Origin of the sequence: Roseomonas populi (assembly GCF_024594815.1) — a bacterium.
Taxonomy (GTDB): Bacteria; Pseudomonadota; Alphaproteobacteria; order Acetobacterales; family Acetobacteraceae; genus Roseomonas; species Roseomonas populi.
This window is the reverse complement of the sequence record NZ_JANJOU010000029.1, coordinates 40,719-57,727: the sequence shown is the minus strand read 5'-3', so window position 1 is coordinate 57,727 and position 17,009 is coordinate 40,719. Positions and strand designations below refer to the sequence as shown.

Annotated in this window: 10 protein-coding genes; 4 read left to right on the top strand and 6 right to left on the bottom strand. The window is 71.7% G+C overall.

Going from position 1 to position 17,009, the window contains the following annotated elements:
* Position 1: 1 nt before the first annotated feature.
* Positions 2–1,447, bottom strand: a complete 1,446-nt coding sequence (gene rfaE1, locus NRP21_RS24055; protein WP_408639658.1) for a D-glycero-beta-D-manno-heptose-7-phosphate kinase — start codon at positions 1,445–1,447, stop codon at positions 2–4.
* 653 nt (positions 1,448–2,100) lie between these two features.
* Here rfaE1 and NRP21_RS24050 point away from each other — a divergent pair.
* The 4 genes from NRP21_RS24050 (at position 2,101) to NRP21_RS24035 (ending at position 10,488) form a co-directional block, all read left to right on the top strand.
* Positions 2,101–3,066: a hypothetical protein gene (locus NRP21_RS24050; protein ID WP_257718781.1), complete on the top strand. Its 966-nt coding sequence runs from the start codon at positions 2,101–2,103 to the stop codon at positions 3,064–3,066.
* A 108-nt stretch (positions 3,067–3,174) separates the two neighbouring features.
* Positions 3,175–7,224, top strand: a complete 4,050-nt coding sequence (locus tag NRP21_RS24045; protein WP_257718780.1) for a DUF6165 family protein — start codon at positions 3,175–3,177, stop codon at positions 7,222–7,224.
* A gap of 294 nt (positions 7,225–7,518) precedes the next feature.
* Positions 7,519–9,306 carry an ATP-binding protein gene (locus tag NRP21_RS24040; protein ID WP_257718779.1) on the top strand — a complete coding sequence of 596 codons (1,788 nt, stop codon included), beginning with the start codon at positions 7,519–7,521 and terminating at the stop codon, positions 9,304–9,306.
* Positions 9,307–9,591: 285 nt separating this feature from the next.
* Positions 9,592–10,488: an FkbM family methyltransferase gene (locus NRP21_RS24035; protein WP_257718778.1), complete on the top strand. Its 897-nt coding sequence runs from the start codon at positions 9,592–9,594 to the stop codon at positions 10,486–10,488.
* 45 nt (positions 10,489–10,533) lie between these two features.
* Here the strand turns inward: NRP21_RS24035 and NRP21_RS24030 are convergent, their stop codons facing one another.
* The 5 genes from NRP21_RS24030 to NRP21_RS24010 are packed head-to-tail and all read right to left on the bottom strand — an operon-like array spanning position 10,534 to position 16,978.
* Complete coding sequence (locus NRP21_RS24030; RefSeq protein ID WP_257718777.1) at positions 10,534–11,697, bottom strand: glycosyltransferase; 1,164 nt, start codon at positions 11,695–11,697, stop codon at positions 10,534–10,536.
* Positions 11,694–12,872: a glycosyltransferase family 4 protein gene (locus NRP21_RS24025; protein WP_257718776.1), complete on the bottom strand. Its 1,179-nt coding sequence runs from the start codon at positions 12,870–12,872 to the stop codon at positions 11,694–11,696. The genes NRP21_RS24030 and NRP21_RS24025 overlap by 4 nt, the downstream gene beginning before the upstream one ends.
* Positions 12,869–13,996 (bottom strand): GNAT family N-acetyltransferase, encoded by a 1,128-nt coding sequence (locus tag NRP21_RS24020; protein ID WP_257718775.1) that lies wholly within the window; start codon positions 13,994–13,996, stop codon positions 12,869–12,871. The genes NRP21_RS24025 and NRP21_RS24020 overlap by 4 nt, the downstream gene beginning before the upstream one ends.
* On the bottom strand, positions 13,974–14,729 hold the full coding sequence (locus NRP21_RS24015) for a YdcF family protein (RefSeq protein WP_257718774.1): 756 nt from the start codon (positions 14,727–14,729) through the stop codon (positions 13,974–13,976). The genes NRP21_RS24020 and NRP21_RS24015 overlap by 23 nt, the downstream gene beginning before the upstream one ends.
* Positions 14,729–16,978 (bottom strand): glycosyltransferase, encoded by a 2,250-nt coding sequence (locus NRP21_RS24010; RefSeq protein WP_257718773.1) that lies wholly within the window; start codon positions 16,976–16,978, stop codon positions 14,729–14,731. The genes NRP21_RS24015 and NRP21_RS24010 overlap by 1 nt, the downstream gene beginning before the upstream one ends.
* Positions 16,979–17,009: the final 31 nt, after the last annotated feature.

Here is a 17,009-nt window from a genome sequence, read left to right as displayed (position 1 = left end):
CTCAACCCACCAGGGCCCGGCTGCGGGCGATGATGTTGGTGGTGGAGCGGCCGGGCACGAGGTCGAGCAGGGTGACGCGGCCACCGCGGGCGCGGACCACGTCGCCGCCCACCACGTCCTCTGCCCGGTAGTCGGCACCCTTGAAGAGGATGTCGGGCTGCAGGCGGGTGATGAGATCCAGCGGCGTGTCCTCGTCGAAGCAGACGACGAGGTCGGCGGCCTGCAGGGCGGCGATCACGGCCTGGCGGTCCTCCAGCGGGTTCACGGGGCGGCTCGGCCCCTTGAGGCGCGCCACGCTGGCATCCGTGTTCAGCGCCACCACCAGCCGGTCGCAGGCCGCGCGGGCCGCCTGGAGCATGGTGACGTGGCCGCGGTGCAGGATGTCGAAGCAGCCGTTGGTGAAGCCGATCTCCAGGCCCCGGCGGCGCCACCCCTCGATCGTTGAGATGGCCTGGGCGACGGTGGCCACCTTGCCGGGGAAGCCCGTCGCCTCGGCCGCATCGGCCTCCACGGCAGCCAGCAGCTCCTCCATGTCGAGCGTGGCCGTGCCGAGCTTGCCGACCACCACGCCGGCGGCCGCGTTGGCGATGCGCATCGCCTGCGGCAGGGCATAGCCGGCCGCGACCGAGAGGGCGGTGACTGCGATCACCGTGTCGCCCGCGCCGGAGACGTCGAACACCTCCTTGGCGTGGGCGGGCACGGAGTGGACTCCGCCATCGGCCTCCACCAGCAGCATCCCCTTCTCGGAGCGGGTGACGAGGATGGCGCCGGCGCGCGCGGGGCCGAGCAGGGCGCGGGCGGCCTCCGCCACCTGCTCCTCCGTCTCCACCGGCGCCCGGGCGGCGGCGCGCAGTTCCTTCAGGTTCGGGGTGAGGACGGAGGCGCCGGCGTAGAAAGCGAAGTCGTCCCGCTTGGGGTCAACGAAGACGGGCAGGCCCAGCCGCCGCGCCTCGGCGATGGCGTGGCCCACCACCTCCTCGCCCAGCAGCCCTTTGGCATAGTCCGAGATGATCAGGGCGCCGCAGCCCGGCAGCCTCTCCGTCAGGCGCGCGCAGGTGGCGGCGACATCCGCCGCGTCGATGGCGCCCGTGACCTCCTCGTCCAGCCGGACGACGTGCTGGTGGGTCGCGATGATGCGGGTCTTGCAGATGGTGGGGCGCGTAGCGGACCGGATGTTGGCGTCCACCATGCCGGGCGTGGCCTCGACCAGCGCGGCCAGCTCCCGCCCTGCGGCGTCATCGCCGACGATGCCCATCAGCACGGCCTCGCCGCCGAGTGAGGCGATGTTGCGGGCCACGTTGCCGGCGCCGCCGAGCATCGCCCGGTTCTCCTTCATCCGCACCACCGGAACCGGCGCCTCCGGCGAGAGGCGGTCGATCTGGCCGTAGTAGAAGCGGTCCAGCATCACGTCGCCGAGGCACAGGACGCGTTGGCCGTCGAAGTCGATCATGCGATGCCCCTTCACCCACGCGCTCCGGACACCCACGGACGAGAGAAGCCCCGGCCGACCGCCAAGGCTGCCGCAACGCCCGCCAAACACCGACTCACGGCAGCGTGATGGTGCGCCGGATATAAGGCCGTGACTGAGATGCGTCTATACCCAGGAGAAATTTCTATATTTAACCGAAATTTAATCGCCTGCCCTGCCAGCTCAGCTGCCTTCTCATGCACTCCCTGACGACCACAGACAGGCAGCTGCAAAACAGGCCTGTTGAATTTCACGCCGGTGAACATGCCGGTTATGTATGGACCGATGGTCGCGTGAAACGATCGTGAAAGAGAGGCTTGGGACGAGGAAGGCGGTCTGATGAAGCAATAGGTCTTCCATCCCGGGCCCACACCCCGACACCACGGGCGGCATGCAAATACCGCGATCCCGTCCGGTGACGCGCCAGCGGCTGGGCCGATCTTTACGCGCCAGAATGACCTGGGAAAGAACATCGGATCAAGCCAAAGCGGATTGCGCCGAGCGCGGCGTTGACCCCTTCCTCGGCGCATCCCACAAGCCCTGGGCCCAAGGCTCCTGGAACTCCGGGGCAGCATCTCCCGCCGCTGCCGGGCGACGTGTATCTGCGGCGGAACAGCAGGGAATGAAGCGTCATGCCCGCATGCCCGGCCGGAGGGCTGGATGTCCTCCACGTCGGCGACCTCCGATCGGATGGCCTGCTGAACTGGGCCTTGCTGACCCAGGTCAGCGCGGAACGGGCCCACGGGCTATCCTCCTCTGCCTGGGCCCTGCCCGAGGCGGAGCCGGGACGCTTCTGCTGGCAGGCCCGCCGCCTTCCTCCGGAGGCGCTGCTGAACGCCCCTCCGCGGGATTGCCGTCTTCTCATCCTTTACGGGCTGGAGAGCCTGGAGCGCATGGCCCTGCTGCCGGCCAGGCCGCTTGCGGCGCGGGCTCTCCTGCTCGTCGCCCGCCACAGCCAGTTGGAGGCGGCCCGGGCCGCCCTCGCCACCCTTTACCCTGAAGGGGAGGTCCGGCTGCTGACCTCGGCCTGGGCGGAAGCCGATCCTGCGCCTGACGCCTGGCCTGTCCGCCTGTACCCCGGCCTCTTCACGGAGGTACCGCCGGCGGACCGGATCGAGGCCGTGGGCTACCACCTGCGGGACGCCGCGCAGGCGGTGGAGCAGCGGGATTTCCTCCGCCGCCTGGACGCGTCCCTGCCCTGCCCCGTCGTGGTGCTGGCCGAGGAGGCTGCGGCCCGGCCGCTCCGGGCCTATGGCATCGAGGTCTGCCCGGTCCAATCCGGGCGGAACTACTGGAACGACTTCTATGGGCGCGCGTCGCTGCTCGTCGAGAATCGGTCCCTTCCCGGCGAGTTCCGCCCGCACGACGTGGTCGGCCACGCGCTGCTGCGCCAGCGCGTCGTCCTGCTCGCGGCACCGGCGGCCGGGCCCGTCCCGGGCCTCTGCACATTCCCGGACGAGTCGGGCCTGATCGCGGCGCTCCGGGCCATGGTGCGGGAGCCGGAGCTGTTCCGTAGCGTGCAGGAAAGCCTGGCCGCCTCCGTGCGCCACCACTGGGGCGACGAGGCGCACCGGGAGCGCATCACCGCCCGGCTCTGACAGGCCGGGCGGCCAAGGGGGGCTCCTTTCCGCCCGAAACCGCCGGATGTATGTCTGCCGCCGTTATAGGCGGCTCCCCCCGGCGCTGTCCCTGAGCTGGAGAGCACGTTGGACGCCCGGCCGAACGCGAGCCCGCTGGAAGTGCCGGTTTCCTGGGGAGAGCTTCTCGACAAGATCACTATCCTCGAGATCAAGCAGGAGAGGCTGTCCGATCCGCAGGCGCTGCGGAACGTCACGCTGGAACTGGACCTGCTCCGGCAAAAGACGGTCGGGGCGGCCGCGGATGGGCTGATGCCGCTGGTGACCGAGCTGGGGGCGGTGAACCGCCGGCTCTGGGACATCGAGGACGCGATCCGCGAGCACGAGCACCGCGCCGACTTCGGCCCGTCCTTCATCGAGCTGGCCCGTGCCGTCTACCAGAACAACGACCACCGCGCCGCCGTGAAGCGGAGGATCAACCTTCTCCTGGGCTCGCTGCTCGTGGAGGAGAAGTCCTACCATGGCGGCCCCGCGCACGACGGCCCGGCCGGCGACGCATCGCAGCAGGAAGCCCTATCCGGCGAACGACCCGAGGGGGCCATCCTCTCGGTGGAGGATGGGCTGATCCGGGGCTGGGCCCTGGACCGGGGTGACCCCTCGCGGCCTCTCCTGTTGGCGCTGGAGGTCGATGGCGAGCCCGTGGGCACGTTCCGCACCGGGCTGCCCTCAGGCGGTGCGACCGAGGATGCGCCGGGCGGGCACGGCTTCGCCATCGAGATCCGCCCGGGCTGGAGCGGGGAGGCGCCGCGACGGATCAGCCTTCGCGTCGCGTCCCCGGCGGGTGATGGGCCGCCCGTCGCCACGGCAGAGGCGGTGCTGCGGGAAGCAGCGCCGTCGCACCTCCCGCCAGCCCTGCTGCGCGCCCTGCCGCCCAGGACAGGAATCATCCCGGAGAACGAGGAACCCCTGCCGGAGCCCCTGGCGCCGCCCGTGCTGGATGCCTTGTCCGCCCTCGCCGAGGCCATGGGCGAGACACCGCCGGACAATCCTGGACGGTTCCGGGGCCTTCTGGAGGACATGCTCCTCCTGCCCCTGGCGCGCCGGCTGGCAACGCCGGACGGATGGCCCGCCCTGGCACGGCTGGGCCAGGCCATGCTGCAGGACAGGCCGCAGCAGCTCGCCCTGGCGCTGCTGGCCGTGCGCGGCCTGCTGAACGCCCGGCAGTACGAGGAGGCGGCCGCCTTGGCTGGGCAGGTTGTGGCGCGCTGGCCGCGAGACCACGAGGCCCGCTTCCTGCGCGGCCTGGCCCTGCTGCGCGGCCGTCGCGAGGACGAGGCGGCCGAGCTGCTCCGCGGCGCTGTCCTGATGCGCCCCGGTGCCGGCAACTACCGGGCGGAGCTGTCCACGGCGCTGCGCCGCTCAGCCCTCCGTCCCGGCCTGGCGCCCCCGGCCCGCACGGCCCTGCTGGAAGAGGCGGCGCGCGAGGCGGAGACGGCGGCCGGGATGCTGCCAGAGGCGGTTCCGCGCCTCCGGCTGACGGCCGCGCGGTGCCTCGCCGAACTGGGCCGCCCCGAGATGGCGCTGGCGCAGCTCGTCGGACTTCCCGAGACGGTGGAGACGCTGGAGTTCCGCAGCAAGCAACTTCTGGCGCTGAACCGCGTGCCGGAGGCACTGCGCCTGTCGGAGCGGATCCTGGCCCTGGATCCTACCCGCGGATCGGCGCTGTTCCACCTGCGGGCCCTGCGCCATCTGGCGGAGGACGAGGTCGGCGAAGCCCCTGCGCGTCTGGCCTCGCTGAGCCGGGTTGTGGAACGGGGCGAAGAGCTGTTCGAGATCCTGCCGTGGGAGGATCGGGATGGCCCGGCGACACGGCTGCCAGGCGGCGGGGCGCTGGCCCGGACGCTTCAGGCCGTTCCGGCCGATTGGCTCCTCCTGGGAGAGGTCCCGTCTCCCCTGCCCGCGGACGCACAGGAGGCGGCGCGGCGCGCCCCGTCCTGGTGCGGCCTGCTGCGCCTCCCCGGGCCGGGCGGGCGAACGATTGACCTGTGGCGGACCGAGTTGCTGGCGGGGCTGGCGCGCTCCGGGCTGCTCACCGATGCCGCGGCGCTGGGAGACCAGCTCCTGCAGGTCCGGGGCGATGTCGCGTCCTGGGAGCCGGGAGCCGGTGACCGCTGGGCGCCGCGTCCGGATCTCCGCCCGGCGGGCAAGGTGCTCTGCGTCTCCCGCCACGGCGTGGTGAAGTTCGGCGGCGGCGAGCAGTTCCTGGAGAGCATGGCCGAGCACTACGCGGCACTGGGCTACGAGCCGATGATCATCGGCGCGCAGGCGCAGCGCGCGGGGGAGACGGGCGTGGAGGGCGGCTGGCCCTACGCCTTCGTTGCACCGGACGCCGACGCGATACGCCGCCTGGTGCTGGAGCAGCGGCCGGCCCTGGTCCACGTCCTGTCCGGCCTGGGCCAGGAGGTCGCGGAGGCGCTCGATTTCCTCGATGTGCCCTTCGTCTATGGCGTGCACTATTGGCGGGATTGTCTCGGCGCCACCGAGGATGACGGGCGCTTCTTCGCCGCGGGGGATCGCCGCCCCATCGCGCGCGCGACGTTCCGCTACGTGGTGCAGCGCGCCGCCACGATCTACGCCAACTCGGAGTTCACGCGGGACGTTCTGGAGGAGGCCTTCGGGTTCCGGGCGCCGGTGCTGCTCTCCCTCCCCCGGGACGAGGTGCCGCCCGACGACCTGGCAATGGCCGAAGCCCTGACCGGCGGGTGGCGCGACTTCATCCTTCTGCTTAACACCCGGGAGGAGAAGGGCTTCGGCCTGCTTCTCGCCGTCGCGCGGCTACTGCCCGATCAGCCTTTCATCGCCCTGGCCAGCCAGTCGGGGCTGGAGGAAGCCAGGCGCCTCGCGGCGGGCCTGCCCAACCTGCGGATACTGCCGCGCGTGGACCGGGTGGACCTGCTGTACCGCCGCGCGCTGGCCGTCGCTGTGCCGTCCTACCATTTCGTCGAGAGCTTCAGCCGCGTCTGCATCGAGGCCCAGCGCTTCGGGAAGCCCGTGCTGGGATCAGACAAGGGCAACGTGCCCGTGCTGCTGGCGGAATCGGGCGCGGTCCTCCCGGAAGAGCCGGGGGCCTGGGCCGCCGCCATCCGGCAGCTCGGCCGGGACGCCACGCACAGGTCCGAGGCCGAGGCGAAGGCGACGGCCAACGCTGCCCGCTACGCCTATGCCCGCCAGAAGCCCGCCCTGGCCGGGATCGTCTCCACGATCGGAGACCGGCTGCTGGTGGGGGTGGGGTCGGGCATCGGCAACATGCTGCATGTCGGGCCGATGCTGCGGAACATCGCCCGGAAGCTGGGCCGGCGCGTGGACGTGGTGGTGACGGAGGATCACCGGGACAGCCTGTTCCTGCTGCAGGACGAAGCATCGGTGAACAGCGTCTTCCCACTGCGCCAGGAGGTTCTGCGGCGGCGCTACGACCTGGTGTTCCTGACCCACAGCTTCGGGAATGTCCGCCCGCCATTCCAGGCCAGGGCAACGCGGAACGCACGCGACTGGAGAGACTTCGATCCGGCCGGGCCGTTGCACGAGACACAGTACAACCTGGAATCGGCGCGGGAGGTGCTGGGCATTGGCTACGGGCCGGAGGATGTCACCGACTACTACGTGGGTGGGCTGCGCTACGCCCCGCCCGGCGGAGCGCGCATCGGCTTCCACGGCGGGTCCAAGGGCGGGCACTGGGTGTCCAAGCGCTGGCCTGGCCACGCCGAGCTCGCGGCCCGGCTGGCCGCGCGCGGTTGGGAATGCGCATCCTTCGGGGTTCCGGAGGAGTGGGTGGAGGGCACGCTGGACCTGACGGGTGGCACCATCGGCGAGATGGCGAGGGCCATGCTGTCCTGCCGCTACTTCATCAGTAATGACAGCGGGCTGATGAACATCGCCAACGCGCTGGGGATCCCGCTGACGGCCGTCTTCGCCCCCACCAATCCGGCCACCCGGGGCCCGCTGCGCGAGACATCCTCCTACGTCGCGTTGTTCAAGCCCTGCGCACCATGCGAGGCAGGCCCCGAACGGCGCGCGATCTTCGATACCGGTGCCTGCCGCTGCATCGGCGAGTTGCCGGTGGATGTGGTGGAAGTCCATGTGCTGGACCAGTTGGCGCAGCTGGGCCTGGCACCGGCCTGATCAGCGGGAGGATGGCGGCGGTGAGGCCCTGGAACGGCCACATCCTGTAGGAGCCACCCTACAGGGGCGCGTCCGGCGACACCTCCCGCCCCCTCCGAAAACATCAGATCCGCAGGGGATTAGGGCCGTGGCAAAGCTGAGGTGTCCTGCCACGTTTGCACAATTTGCGACAGTTTCGCGCAATGAACTACAGAACTGAGGACCAGCGGGCCCCTTCTGTCGCCTTTAGGTATCCGATACAATGAAATCTGGATTGGGCGCATTCCGCGCACTTCCGGCAGCGTGGATGGTCCGGTGAGCACGTCTTTCAGTAAGCTGAGCGTCGGCGACGAAGACTTCCTCGTGGCCAGCATGATCGAGCGGGCGCCGAAGATCCTGATGGTGCGCGAGCTCCTGATGAACGCGCTCGAGGCCGCGGGGAGCGCGCCGGCCGGCTCGCGCAAGGTGGAGGTGACCGCCGCGCGGGTAGATGGCGTGCGGAAGCTGCGCTTCTGGAATTCCGGAACGGGCATGACAGCGGATCAGCTCTTCCGCATGTGCGACATCGCCTCCTCTATCGGCAAGCAGCACGGCCTGGACCGGAACTTCGGCATGGGGGCCAAGGTCGCCTCGCTGCCTTCGAACCAGCTCGGGCTGCGCTACCGTTCCTGCCATGCGGGGCGGGTGCACGAAGTCATGCTGGGCAAGCGGGATGGCCTCTATGGCCGCGTCCCGCTGGTTGATCCCGCGACGGGGAAGACAGGGTTCGTCGTGGACGCGACGGCGGCCGCCCAGGCGGACGGCCTATCCACCGACAGCGACTGGACGGAGGTGGTCCTGCTGGGAAACACCCCGGAGCAGGACACGGTCGCCGACCCCTATGCCGGCAACCCGGCCATGTCGCGCAACTGGGTCCCCACGACCATCTATAACAAGTTCTTCGAGATCGGCGAGGGGATCGACCTGATCCTCAGCCCCGACGTTCACCACCTTCGCGGCGAGCGTCGTCTTGTGCCCCTGAAAGACCGCATTGCCTCCCACTACGGGCAGCACGAGGCGGTGGCGCTGCCGGACGGCATCCGGATCGAGTACCTCTACGATCCGCCGCACCCGACACGGCCGGGCAGCAACGCCTCCTACGAGGACGGCCTGGTACACGACACCAGCTTCTGCGCCATCGTGCACGGCGGAGAGCTCTACGACATGCGCCGTGGCCTGGCCTGGACGCTGGAGGCACCGGCCTACGGCGTTACCTTCGGGGCACGGCACATTTCCGTGCTGGTCCATCTCTCGGATGACTTCCCGGTGCGGGTGGACGGCTACCGGCAGTTCCTGCGCTATGTCGCCGGCGTGCAGGACCATGTGCGGGCCTCCGACTTCGCGGGCATGATCCGCGAGAACCGCCCGGCCTGGCTGATCGAGCTGATCGCCAGCATGTCGCCGGACGTGGACCTGTCCCGCGACGTCTCCGACCAGCTGGCCAAGCTGCTGCGCATGCTGGGCATCAAGCGGACGCGCCTTCGCGCCCGCCGGCCCATCATGCCGCGGGCCATGTCCGCGGAGCGCCAGGCGGAACTGGCGGGGCGTGCGGAGGCGCGGCCGCCCCGGCAGGCCGAGGACAGGCCGCGGAACGAGCAGCCCCCGAAGGAGCTGCCGCCGGGCACGCCGACGGAGCAGGTGCTCGATGTCGAGGATGCGCCGGAGATCCTCGTGCTGCGGGAGCCGCAGGAGATCGCCGACCGGAACCTGACCTACCGGGCCGCGCGCTACTACCCGGAATCGCACCAGCTCTACATCAACATGGCCTATCCCTCGGTCCAGCGGCAGGTCGAGATGCTGGTGCAGGCAGCGCCGTCTTCCACGCCGCCCGAGCTGGTGAAGGCCGAGGCTGTCGCGGCCGCCGAGCAAGACCTCCTCCTCCGCGTCGGCCGCGCGCTCGTCTTCGGCCTGGGCAAGCGCGATGCGGCCAGCGGGTGGAACGAGGTGGACAAGCGCGCGGCCACCAGCAGCGAGACGCTCACCATCGCCGCCGAGGATATTTATGGGGGCAAGGCCGAACTGCTCGCCGGGTTCCAGGCCCGGTTGTCCCGGTCCGCGGCGTAGCATCGCCCGGCGCAGATGAAGGTCCTGGACACGCCGGGGTTGCCGGAGGTGTTCAGGATGGCGCCGTGAACCCGACCTTGTGACCTGTTGGACGGGGTCGCGGGCCGCGAGGCACTCGATCGGGCGCTCAGCGCGCACTGCGGCGATGCCCGTGAGCTTCCGTTGCCGGCCACACCTCCCCGCGTCGTCAGGCCCATGCCGTAACAGGCTCCGCGCTGCCGAAACATCAAAGCGAGCGCGAAACAGATAGCCCGGCCGCGGCGAACTGCTATGATCGCCGGCATCATGAAGATGAAATCAGCCGTCGGGCACGTGCATCACGTACCGCGGGCCGCGGCCGCGGCCCCGATCCGTACGGCAGCATGGAAGGACAGTCTCGCTCGGCGCGCGGCTGCCACGGCCGCCTACCCGCTCATATGGGCCATCAACCGCCCTTCGGCCTCCTGGCTCGCCCGGGCCATCTATGACTTCGCCCTGCGCTGCAACGGGGTCGCCATCAACTTCAAGGGCCGGCACGGCCTGAACAAGGCGGAAGAAAGCTTCCTGGACAGCGTCGCACCGCAGTTGCAGGGCGGCGTGCTCCTCGATGTCGGCGCGAATTACGGATCCTATGCCGACTACCTCTCGCGCATCGCGCCGACGGCCCAGATCCACGCGTTCGAGCCGCACCCCCGCACGTTCCAGCGCCTGTCGCAGCGCTTCTCCGGGCGGGGCATCACCCTCGTGCAGCAGGCCCTATCGGACCGAAGTGGCGAGTTGGAGTTGTTCGACTTCGCAGACGGCGACGGATCGACCCAGGCGAGCCTCAGCCAGGAGGCCGTGGACCTGTTCGCCGATCAGGTCGTCCGGCACGCGATCCGCTGCACCACCCTCGACAGCTACCTCGAGCAGGAGGGGATCGAGAGGGTAGCCTTTCTGAAGATCGACACCGAGGGCTTCGACCTGAACGTCCTGAAGGGGGCGGAACGCGCGATCAGGGAACGGCGCATCGGCGTGATCCAGTTCGAGTTCATCCCCGCCAACATCGCGACCCGCGTCACCATGCGCGATTTCTTCACCGCCCTGCCGGGCTACGAGATCTATCGCCTCTGCCTGAACGGCACGCTGCTGCCGCTCTTCCCTTATGACGTGAAGCGCTGCGAGATCTACGTCACCCAGAACCTCATTGCCCTGCCCGCCTGACCCGACGGCAGGCGTTCGGGGTCGCGGTGGCGACCGCCGCATCACTCACCGTGAGAGCACGGTCCGCTCGATCAGTGCGGCATGGGCCTGGAACATGGCCTCCTGGTCGTAGTCGCGTTCCGCCTTCGCCCTGTTCGCGCGCCCGATGCGGTGCCGCAGGCCGGCATCGTGCAGCAGCGGCCGGAGTGCCCCGGCCAGGGCCGCGTCGGTGCGGGCCGCCAGATACGGCGCGTTCGGTTCCGACAGCATCAGCCGCACGTCGCCGACCTCCGTCGTCGCGACAGGAAGGCCCGTCGCCATTGCCTCCAGCACGGAGAAGGGCATCTGCTCCGTGTCTGAGGAAAGGCAGGCGACATCCATGGCCCGGTAGGCCGCGGCCGGGTCCGCGACATGGCCGGTGAAATGCGTCATGCCGAATATGCCGAGCTCCGCGGCCAGGGCTTCCAGCCGCTGCCTCTCGGGCCCGTCGCCGACGAGGGCGAGGCGGAAGACTGCCCCCTCCCGCAACAGCACGGCAGCGGCGCGCAGCAGCCGCGCGAAGTTCTTCTCCGGCCGCAGCGCCCCGACCGCGCCGATCAGCGGTCCGTCCCCACCCAAGCCCAGCTCGGCCTTTGGCCCGTCCGGCCGGAAGCTGCGCAGGTCGATGCCGTTGGGAATGTGGCTGAGCCGATCCGGCGGAAGCTTCCAGACATCCCGTGCCACCCGGAGCAGCGTCGAGGAGGGTAGCACAACGTTGCTCTGCCGCAGCGCGACGCGGCGGGCCATGATCCGGCGGCCGAACTGCACGCCGCTCTCCTCCGGCCCGAACCCGTCCTCCATATGAAGATGGGGCACGCGCGCCGCCAAGCGGTTGGCGACGGCCCACTCGATGCTGCCCCAGTTGCTGGTGATAAGCAGGGCCGGATTCAGGCGGCGCAGCAGCGCCGCCATTCGTGCCAGGCGTTGCACCGGGCCCGGCGCGGCTTCCCAGGGCGGCCCGACCGTGGAGAGGCGCACCCCGTCCCCGACCCTCCGCGCGCAGTCCGACCGGCCATCCATCGCGACGACGACATGCCGCCAGCGCGGCCCGAAGCGGTTTGCCAGCGCGGCGAAGCGCACCTGCGCGCCACCTACCGCGAAGCTGGGAAAGACGTGCAGCAGTAGCGGCGCGGCGGCCTGCTCCTCCCCCGGGGCGGGGTCGTCCAGGACAGGCGTGGCGGGGCGGATCATGCGGCGGGCTCCGGCGTCGTGCGGGCGGCGCGGCCGGCGGCGCGGCGCCCCGTCTCGGTGGCGGCGAGCATGGCGACGCGGCGCGCGTGCCCGCCCCAGGTCAGGTCGCGGCGCAGGATCTCGGCTCGCGCGGCATCGCCCAGCGCGCGGCGCAGCGCCGCATCCCCGGCCAGCCGCAGCGCGGCGCGCCAGAGCCCGTCCGGATCGGCGGGATCGAAGAGCAGCGCGGTGCGGCCATGCTCCAGCAACTCCCGGATGTTCGGCTGGTCGGGGGCGACGATGGGGCGGCCCGCCGCCATGTACTCCAGCACCTTCAGGGGGCAGGCGTAGTCCACGGCCGCCGGCTGCAGCGCGATGTCGAAGCCGGCAACGACGTTCGGCACCTCGTCCCGCGGAACGAGGCCGGTGAAGCGCACCCGGTCCGCCACGCCGCACTCCGCGGCCAAGCGTTCCAGCCCTTCCCGGGCCGGCCCGTCGCCCACCACCTGCAGTACGGGCCGCAGCCCCGGCTCCGCCGCCGCGAGGGCGCGCACCACGGAGGCGAGGCCGTGCCACTCCCGCAGGAAGCCGATGAAGCCCAGGACGATCTCCCCGTTGGACGGCCGCTCGGCCAGTCGGGGGAAATCCTCCGGCTCGATCCCGTTGGGCACGACGGTCATGCGCGCGGCCGGCACGCCCGCCCGCGCGACCCGTGCCGCGAGGACGGCCGTGACCGGCAGCACCCGGTCCGCGCGGCGCCACACCAGCCTCTCGAAGAAGGCGGCGAGCGGGCGCAAGGCCAAGCCGCCGAAGCGCGCCCGCTCCTCCGCCAGCGGGGCGTTCACCTCCAGCAGCAGCGGCAGCCCGCGGCGCACCGCGACGAGCGTGCCGGCGAGGTGGAAGAGGTTCGCCCGCTCATAGATCACGTCCGGCCGGAAGGCCGAGGCGGCGCGGTCCAGACGGATCGCCGCCGGGACCGCATAGGCCAGCTCCGCCAACTCCCCGACCCAGGCTGGGAGTCGCTGGCGAACGAAGGAAACGGCCTTGCTGTCCCCTCCGAGGGAGCCGTGCTCGAAGCCGGCAGGGCCGACGACCCGCACCTCGTGCCCCGCCGCGCGCAGGGCCGCGACCATGGCCTCCAGGTGCACCGCCTGCCCGTCGCGCGACCGGATGCGGTGGCTGTAGAGAAATCTCATGCGTCTCCCTCCCGCGCCTCTCCGGCAGGCGCCGCCTGCCGCCAGCTCATCGCCTGCCGCCGCCCCCGCCTGGCGATCTGGCGCGCCAGCTCCAGCATCCCCGCGGGGTGCCAGGGGTCGGTGACCATCAGCCCGAACCGCTGCCGGCGATCCGCGACCCAGAGCCGCTTGTAGGGATCGTCGCCGCGGCCGAAGTCGAGGCCGGTGACGCCGTCCTCCTCGATCATGTGGCGGATCATCATCGCGGTCAGGGAGGTGCCGGGCGACGCTGCCCGCTCCGCCTCGTCATGCGAGAGCTTGAGGAGGAAGCCGCAGCTTCCCGTGACGACCCAGTACTGCGCGGCCAGGGGCCGGCCATCGCTTGCCCGGTGCAGCACGCCCATGCGCAGGGCACCGGCCGCCGCGGCGGCCCGCATCAGGGCCGCGTCGAAGGCCGGCGCGGGCTCGGGCGGTTTCCAGCTGCGCTCCCGCACCGCGTGGTAGGCGTCGATCGCACCTTCCAGCGCCGCCCCCGGCGCCGTCACGAGGGTGAAGCGCGACTCACGCGCCGTGCGGGCCAACTTGCGCGCGACGGTCGTGCGAAGCGCCGATGGGCGTTCGGCGAGATAGGCCATCCAACCCGCCCCGGGCTGCAGGGGCTGCCACCAGTTGCCGAAGTGCAGGTACCGGTCCAGCGACAGCCCTCCGGCGCGGAGCCCGCCGGTGATCCCGTCCATCGCGGGGGAAGCGTCGTCCAGGGCTTCCAGCCGGGTTGGCGGGCGGCCGCGGAGCAGCCCGGCAAGGGCCCGCCCCGCCTCCCGCAGCCCGGCCTGCCCGATGCCGGGGGCGGGCAGCGGGTCCCATCGCAGCGTATAGGGCGTGGCCAGGGCGCGCAGCTGCCGCCCCTGGCCCAGCAAGGGCAGGAGCACCCCCCCGCAAACGGCCAGGACCGGCACGGCGCCCTGCGGCACGGCATGGGCCAGGACGGTATCGTACCAGCCCCGCCCCGCGAAGAAATCGCCACCCGCCGGTGCCAGGTAGCGGTCGCACCATCCGGGAAGGCGCGGCTCCTCCAGCCGCGCCAACCGGGCGCCAGCCCCCGCGGCGCCGGCCACGGGCACGTCAGTTACCGTCGCGGATGGCATAGACCAGCCTCCCCGCCCATTCCCGCAGCGCGAACCAGCTCTCGACCAGCCGGTCCACGCGGGGAAGCCAGTGCGGAAGGTCGAAGCGGGGATCAGGAACCCGGTCGGGCGCCTCCGGCACAACCTCCAGCCCGGCCCGCCCGAAGGCCTCCAGCGCCCTTGGCAGGTGCCAGGCGTGGCTGACGACGAAGGCAGCACCGATCCCCTCGGCGCGCAGCATGGCGGCGCTGAACACGGCGTTGTCCCGCGTATCCGCCGCGCGCGGCTCCACCCAGCGCGCGGGCGTCCGGAAATCCTCCTCTAGGCTGCGCGCCATCAGGGCAGCGAGGGGCGGATCCCCGGGCGAGAGCACGCCGCCCGTGACGAGAAGCGGCAGGCCCGTGCGGCGCTGCAGGGCCGCCCCGGCGCGCAGGCGTTCCAGCGTCAGCGGCCCGACCGCCGCGCCGTGGCGGCCATGCGTCACCTCGGCGCCGAGGACGATGATGGCCGCGGGGGCCGCACGCGGGGGTGGCGCGGGCAGGTCGACCTCGCGCTCGAGCGAGGCCATGAGCAGCGCGGAGACGGCGGGCGTGGCCAGCAGGAGGATCACAGCCGCGGCGACCGCCGCGCCGAGGCCAGCAGCCCGCGAGCCACGCCATGCCAGCAGCCCGGCCGCCACGCAGGCGATGACAAGCCCCAGCGGCGGCAGGCCCAGTGTCGTGAGCACCTGGCGGAGCGGGATGGTGCCGTCCATCACGAAGCCGCCGCCAGCGCGGGCGCGGCCGCCGCCCCGGCCCCGAAACGCACCTCCCGCCAGGTGGTGTTGCGGCCGCCCAGCTCCTCCCGGAAGAAGGCGTAGTACTCGTCCAGCCAGGCCAGGAAATGGTCCCGCTGCGCCGCCGTGCGGACATAGGGCGTGTTCCCCGGCTCCAGGGAGGGGGAATGGTAGGTCAGGGCGAAGACGCGGTGGCCCTGCGCCAGCATGGCGCGCGTCAGCCGCTTCGCCTCCTCCACCGTCATGCCCTCCGGGCTCAGCCGGATGCGCTCCAGCAGGCCCAGCCTGGCCGCGGCGCCGGCGAGGCGCAGCCGGTCCGCCCCGGGCCGGAAGAGGTAGGGCGCCAGGCGATCTCCCTGGGGCGCGAGGCGGCCGACGAGGGCGGCGGAGACCGGGATCTCCATCAGCGTCCGCTCCCGGTCCACCCAGTAGGGGCCGGGCGGGTTGATCCAGACGCTGGGATCGTGCCGCTGCGCCGCCGTCGGCCAGCAGGGATTGACGCTGCTGTCGGCGACGTAGCCGAGCTGCTTCAGCACGTCCGCCGTGCGCGGGCCGACCCCGAAGCGCCCGGTCCGGTAGATCCGGGGCGCGATGCCGAAGGCGTCCTCCAGCGCGCCGGTCAGGCGCCGCGCCTTCTCCAGTTCCACCATGGCGGGCAGGTTGCGGGCGAAGCTGTTGGCTTCGCCAACTGATTCCGTGAAGGGCGGGGTGACCCAGGGGTGGAGCTGCGCGCCAAGGTCGCAGAGCCCATCCTGCAACAGCTCCCGCAGCGGCGCCCGCCCTGCATCCTGCGCCGCCACGGGATAGTCCGCGAGATAGACGGGCACCACCCCGTGGCGGGAGAAGACGCGGTGGGCAAGGTGCTGGCTCCGCATGGAGCTGACATCCGTCGCGTCGCGGGAGAAGGGCCGGGACCAGTCGAAGGCCTCCTCCGCATCCACCATCGTCAGCAGGACCGGGGCGTCCTGCGGGCCGGTGCCGATCGTATCGGCGAGGGCGTGGAAGCGGCTGTCGGTGATGGAGGCGGTGCAGCCGAGCCCGCTCTCCGGCCCTTCGGGCGACGCCTCGCCCGGCTCCGCGAGGCCATAGATGCCGAGGTAGCGCGCCGCCACCTGCCGCATGCCGAACTGCCGCGCGCAGAGCGCCTTCCCCGCTGCGCCCAGTTGGCGCCGCAGCGAAGCGTCTCCCGCCAGGCGCAGGACGGCGCCCAGGTAGCCGGCGCGGTCCTCGAACAGGAAGCCGGTCTCTCCCTCCAGGACGAAGCTCTCGTTCACCCCGGCCAGCCGGCGCGCGACCACGGGCAGCCCGTGCGCCATCGCCTCCGGCACCACCGTCCCGAATCCCTCCAGCCGGGAGGCGAAGACGAGCAGGTCGGCCGCCTCAAACCAGGGATGCGGATCCAGCTGCTCCCCCGCGAAGACCACGGCCTCGCCGATCCCCGCCGCGGCGACCGCCCTCTCCAGCCCGCGCACGTAGTCCGGCTCCAGCGGCGGCCCGACGAGGACGAGCCGTGCCCCGGGATGCCGCGCCAGCACCTCGGGCATGGCCTCGATGAGGAAGAGCGGGTCCTTGCGGGCGCAGAGGCCGCCGACGAAGAGCAGCACGGGGTCGTTCGGCCCGGCGCCGAGGGATCGGCGCACGCGCTCCCGCGTCCGGGGCGCCGCCCGCGGCACGGTGACGCCGCAGGGGATAAGGTGGCAGCGCTCCGGCTCGGCTGCGACGGAGCGGCTCTGCTCGTGCAGGCGGGGGCTGATGCCGACATAGGCGTGGAACAGGCGGAACCCCGCCGCCGCCAGCCGGCGGAGCCCAGGCCGGTAGTGGCCGATCAGCACCGGCAGGCTGTCGTCCAGCGTGGCCGAGAGCACCAGCCGCCGCCCAGCGAGCCGGGTGAGGAGGTAGGTGACGAAGTACCAATCCGCATGGGTGCGGAAATGCACGGCGTCGTAGCGCCTGATGTTCCGCAGGAACCACAGGGCGAGCCTGGCGTGGTGCCGCACGGTGGAGACCGGAGCGGCGTTAAGGTAGATCACCCGCCGCAGCGTGGAGCAGAACCCCGCCTCCTCCGGCGCGGCCGGGCGCGGCGTGTGGGTGACGAGGAGGTCGTGCTCCACCGTCCCCGCCAGCTCCTGCATCACGGCGCTGCATCGCTCCAGGAACACGCCCTCGCCGGTGAAGGAGGGGCGGTAGTACTTCAGCACGTGCAGCACGCGGCGCGACGGGCCCTTCATTGCCGTGCCCCCCACATTGTGCGGCCGGCCC

Coding starts and splice junctions, on each gene's coding strand:
- NRP21_RS24035 (WP_257718778.1), top strand. CDS start 9,592: ATGAAGATGAAATCAGCCGTCGGGCACGTGCATCACGTACCGCGGGCC.
- NRP21_RS24010 (WP_257718773.1), bottom strand. CDS start 16,978: ATGAAGGGCCCGTCGCGCCGCGTGCTGCACGTGCTGAAGTACTACCGC.
- NRP21_RS24050 (WP_257718781.1), top strand. CDS start 2,101: ATGCCCGCATGCCCGGCCGGAGGGCTGGATGTCCTCCACGTCGGCGAC.
- NRP21_RS24025 (WP_257718776.1), bottom strand. CDS start 12,872: ATGAGATTTCTCTACAGCCACCGCATCCGGTCGCGCGACGGGCAGGCG.
- NRP21_RS24015 (WP_257718774.1), bottom strand. CDS start 14,729: ATGGACGGCACCATCCCGCTCCGCCAGGTGCTCACGACACTGGGCCTG.
- NRP21_RS24020 (WP_257718775.1), bottom strand. CDS start 13,996: ATGCCATCCGCGACGGTAACTGACGTGCCCGTGGCCGGCGCCGCGGGG.
- NRP21_RS24030 (WP_257718777.1), bottom strand. CDS start 11,697: ATGATCCGCCCCGCCACGCCTGTCCTGGACGACCCCGCCCCGGGGGAG.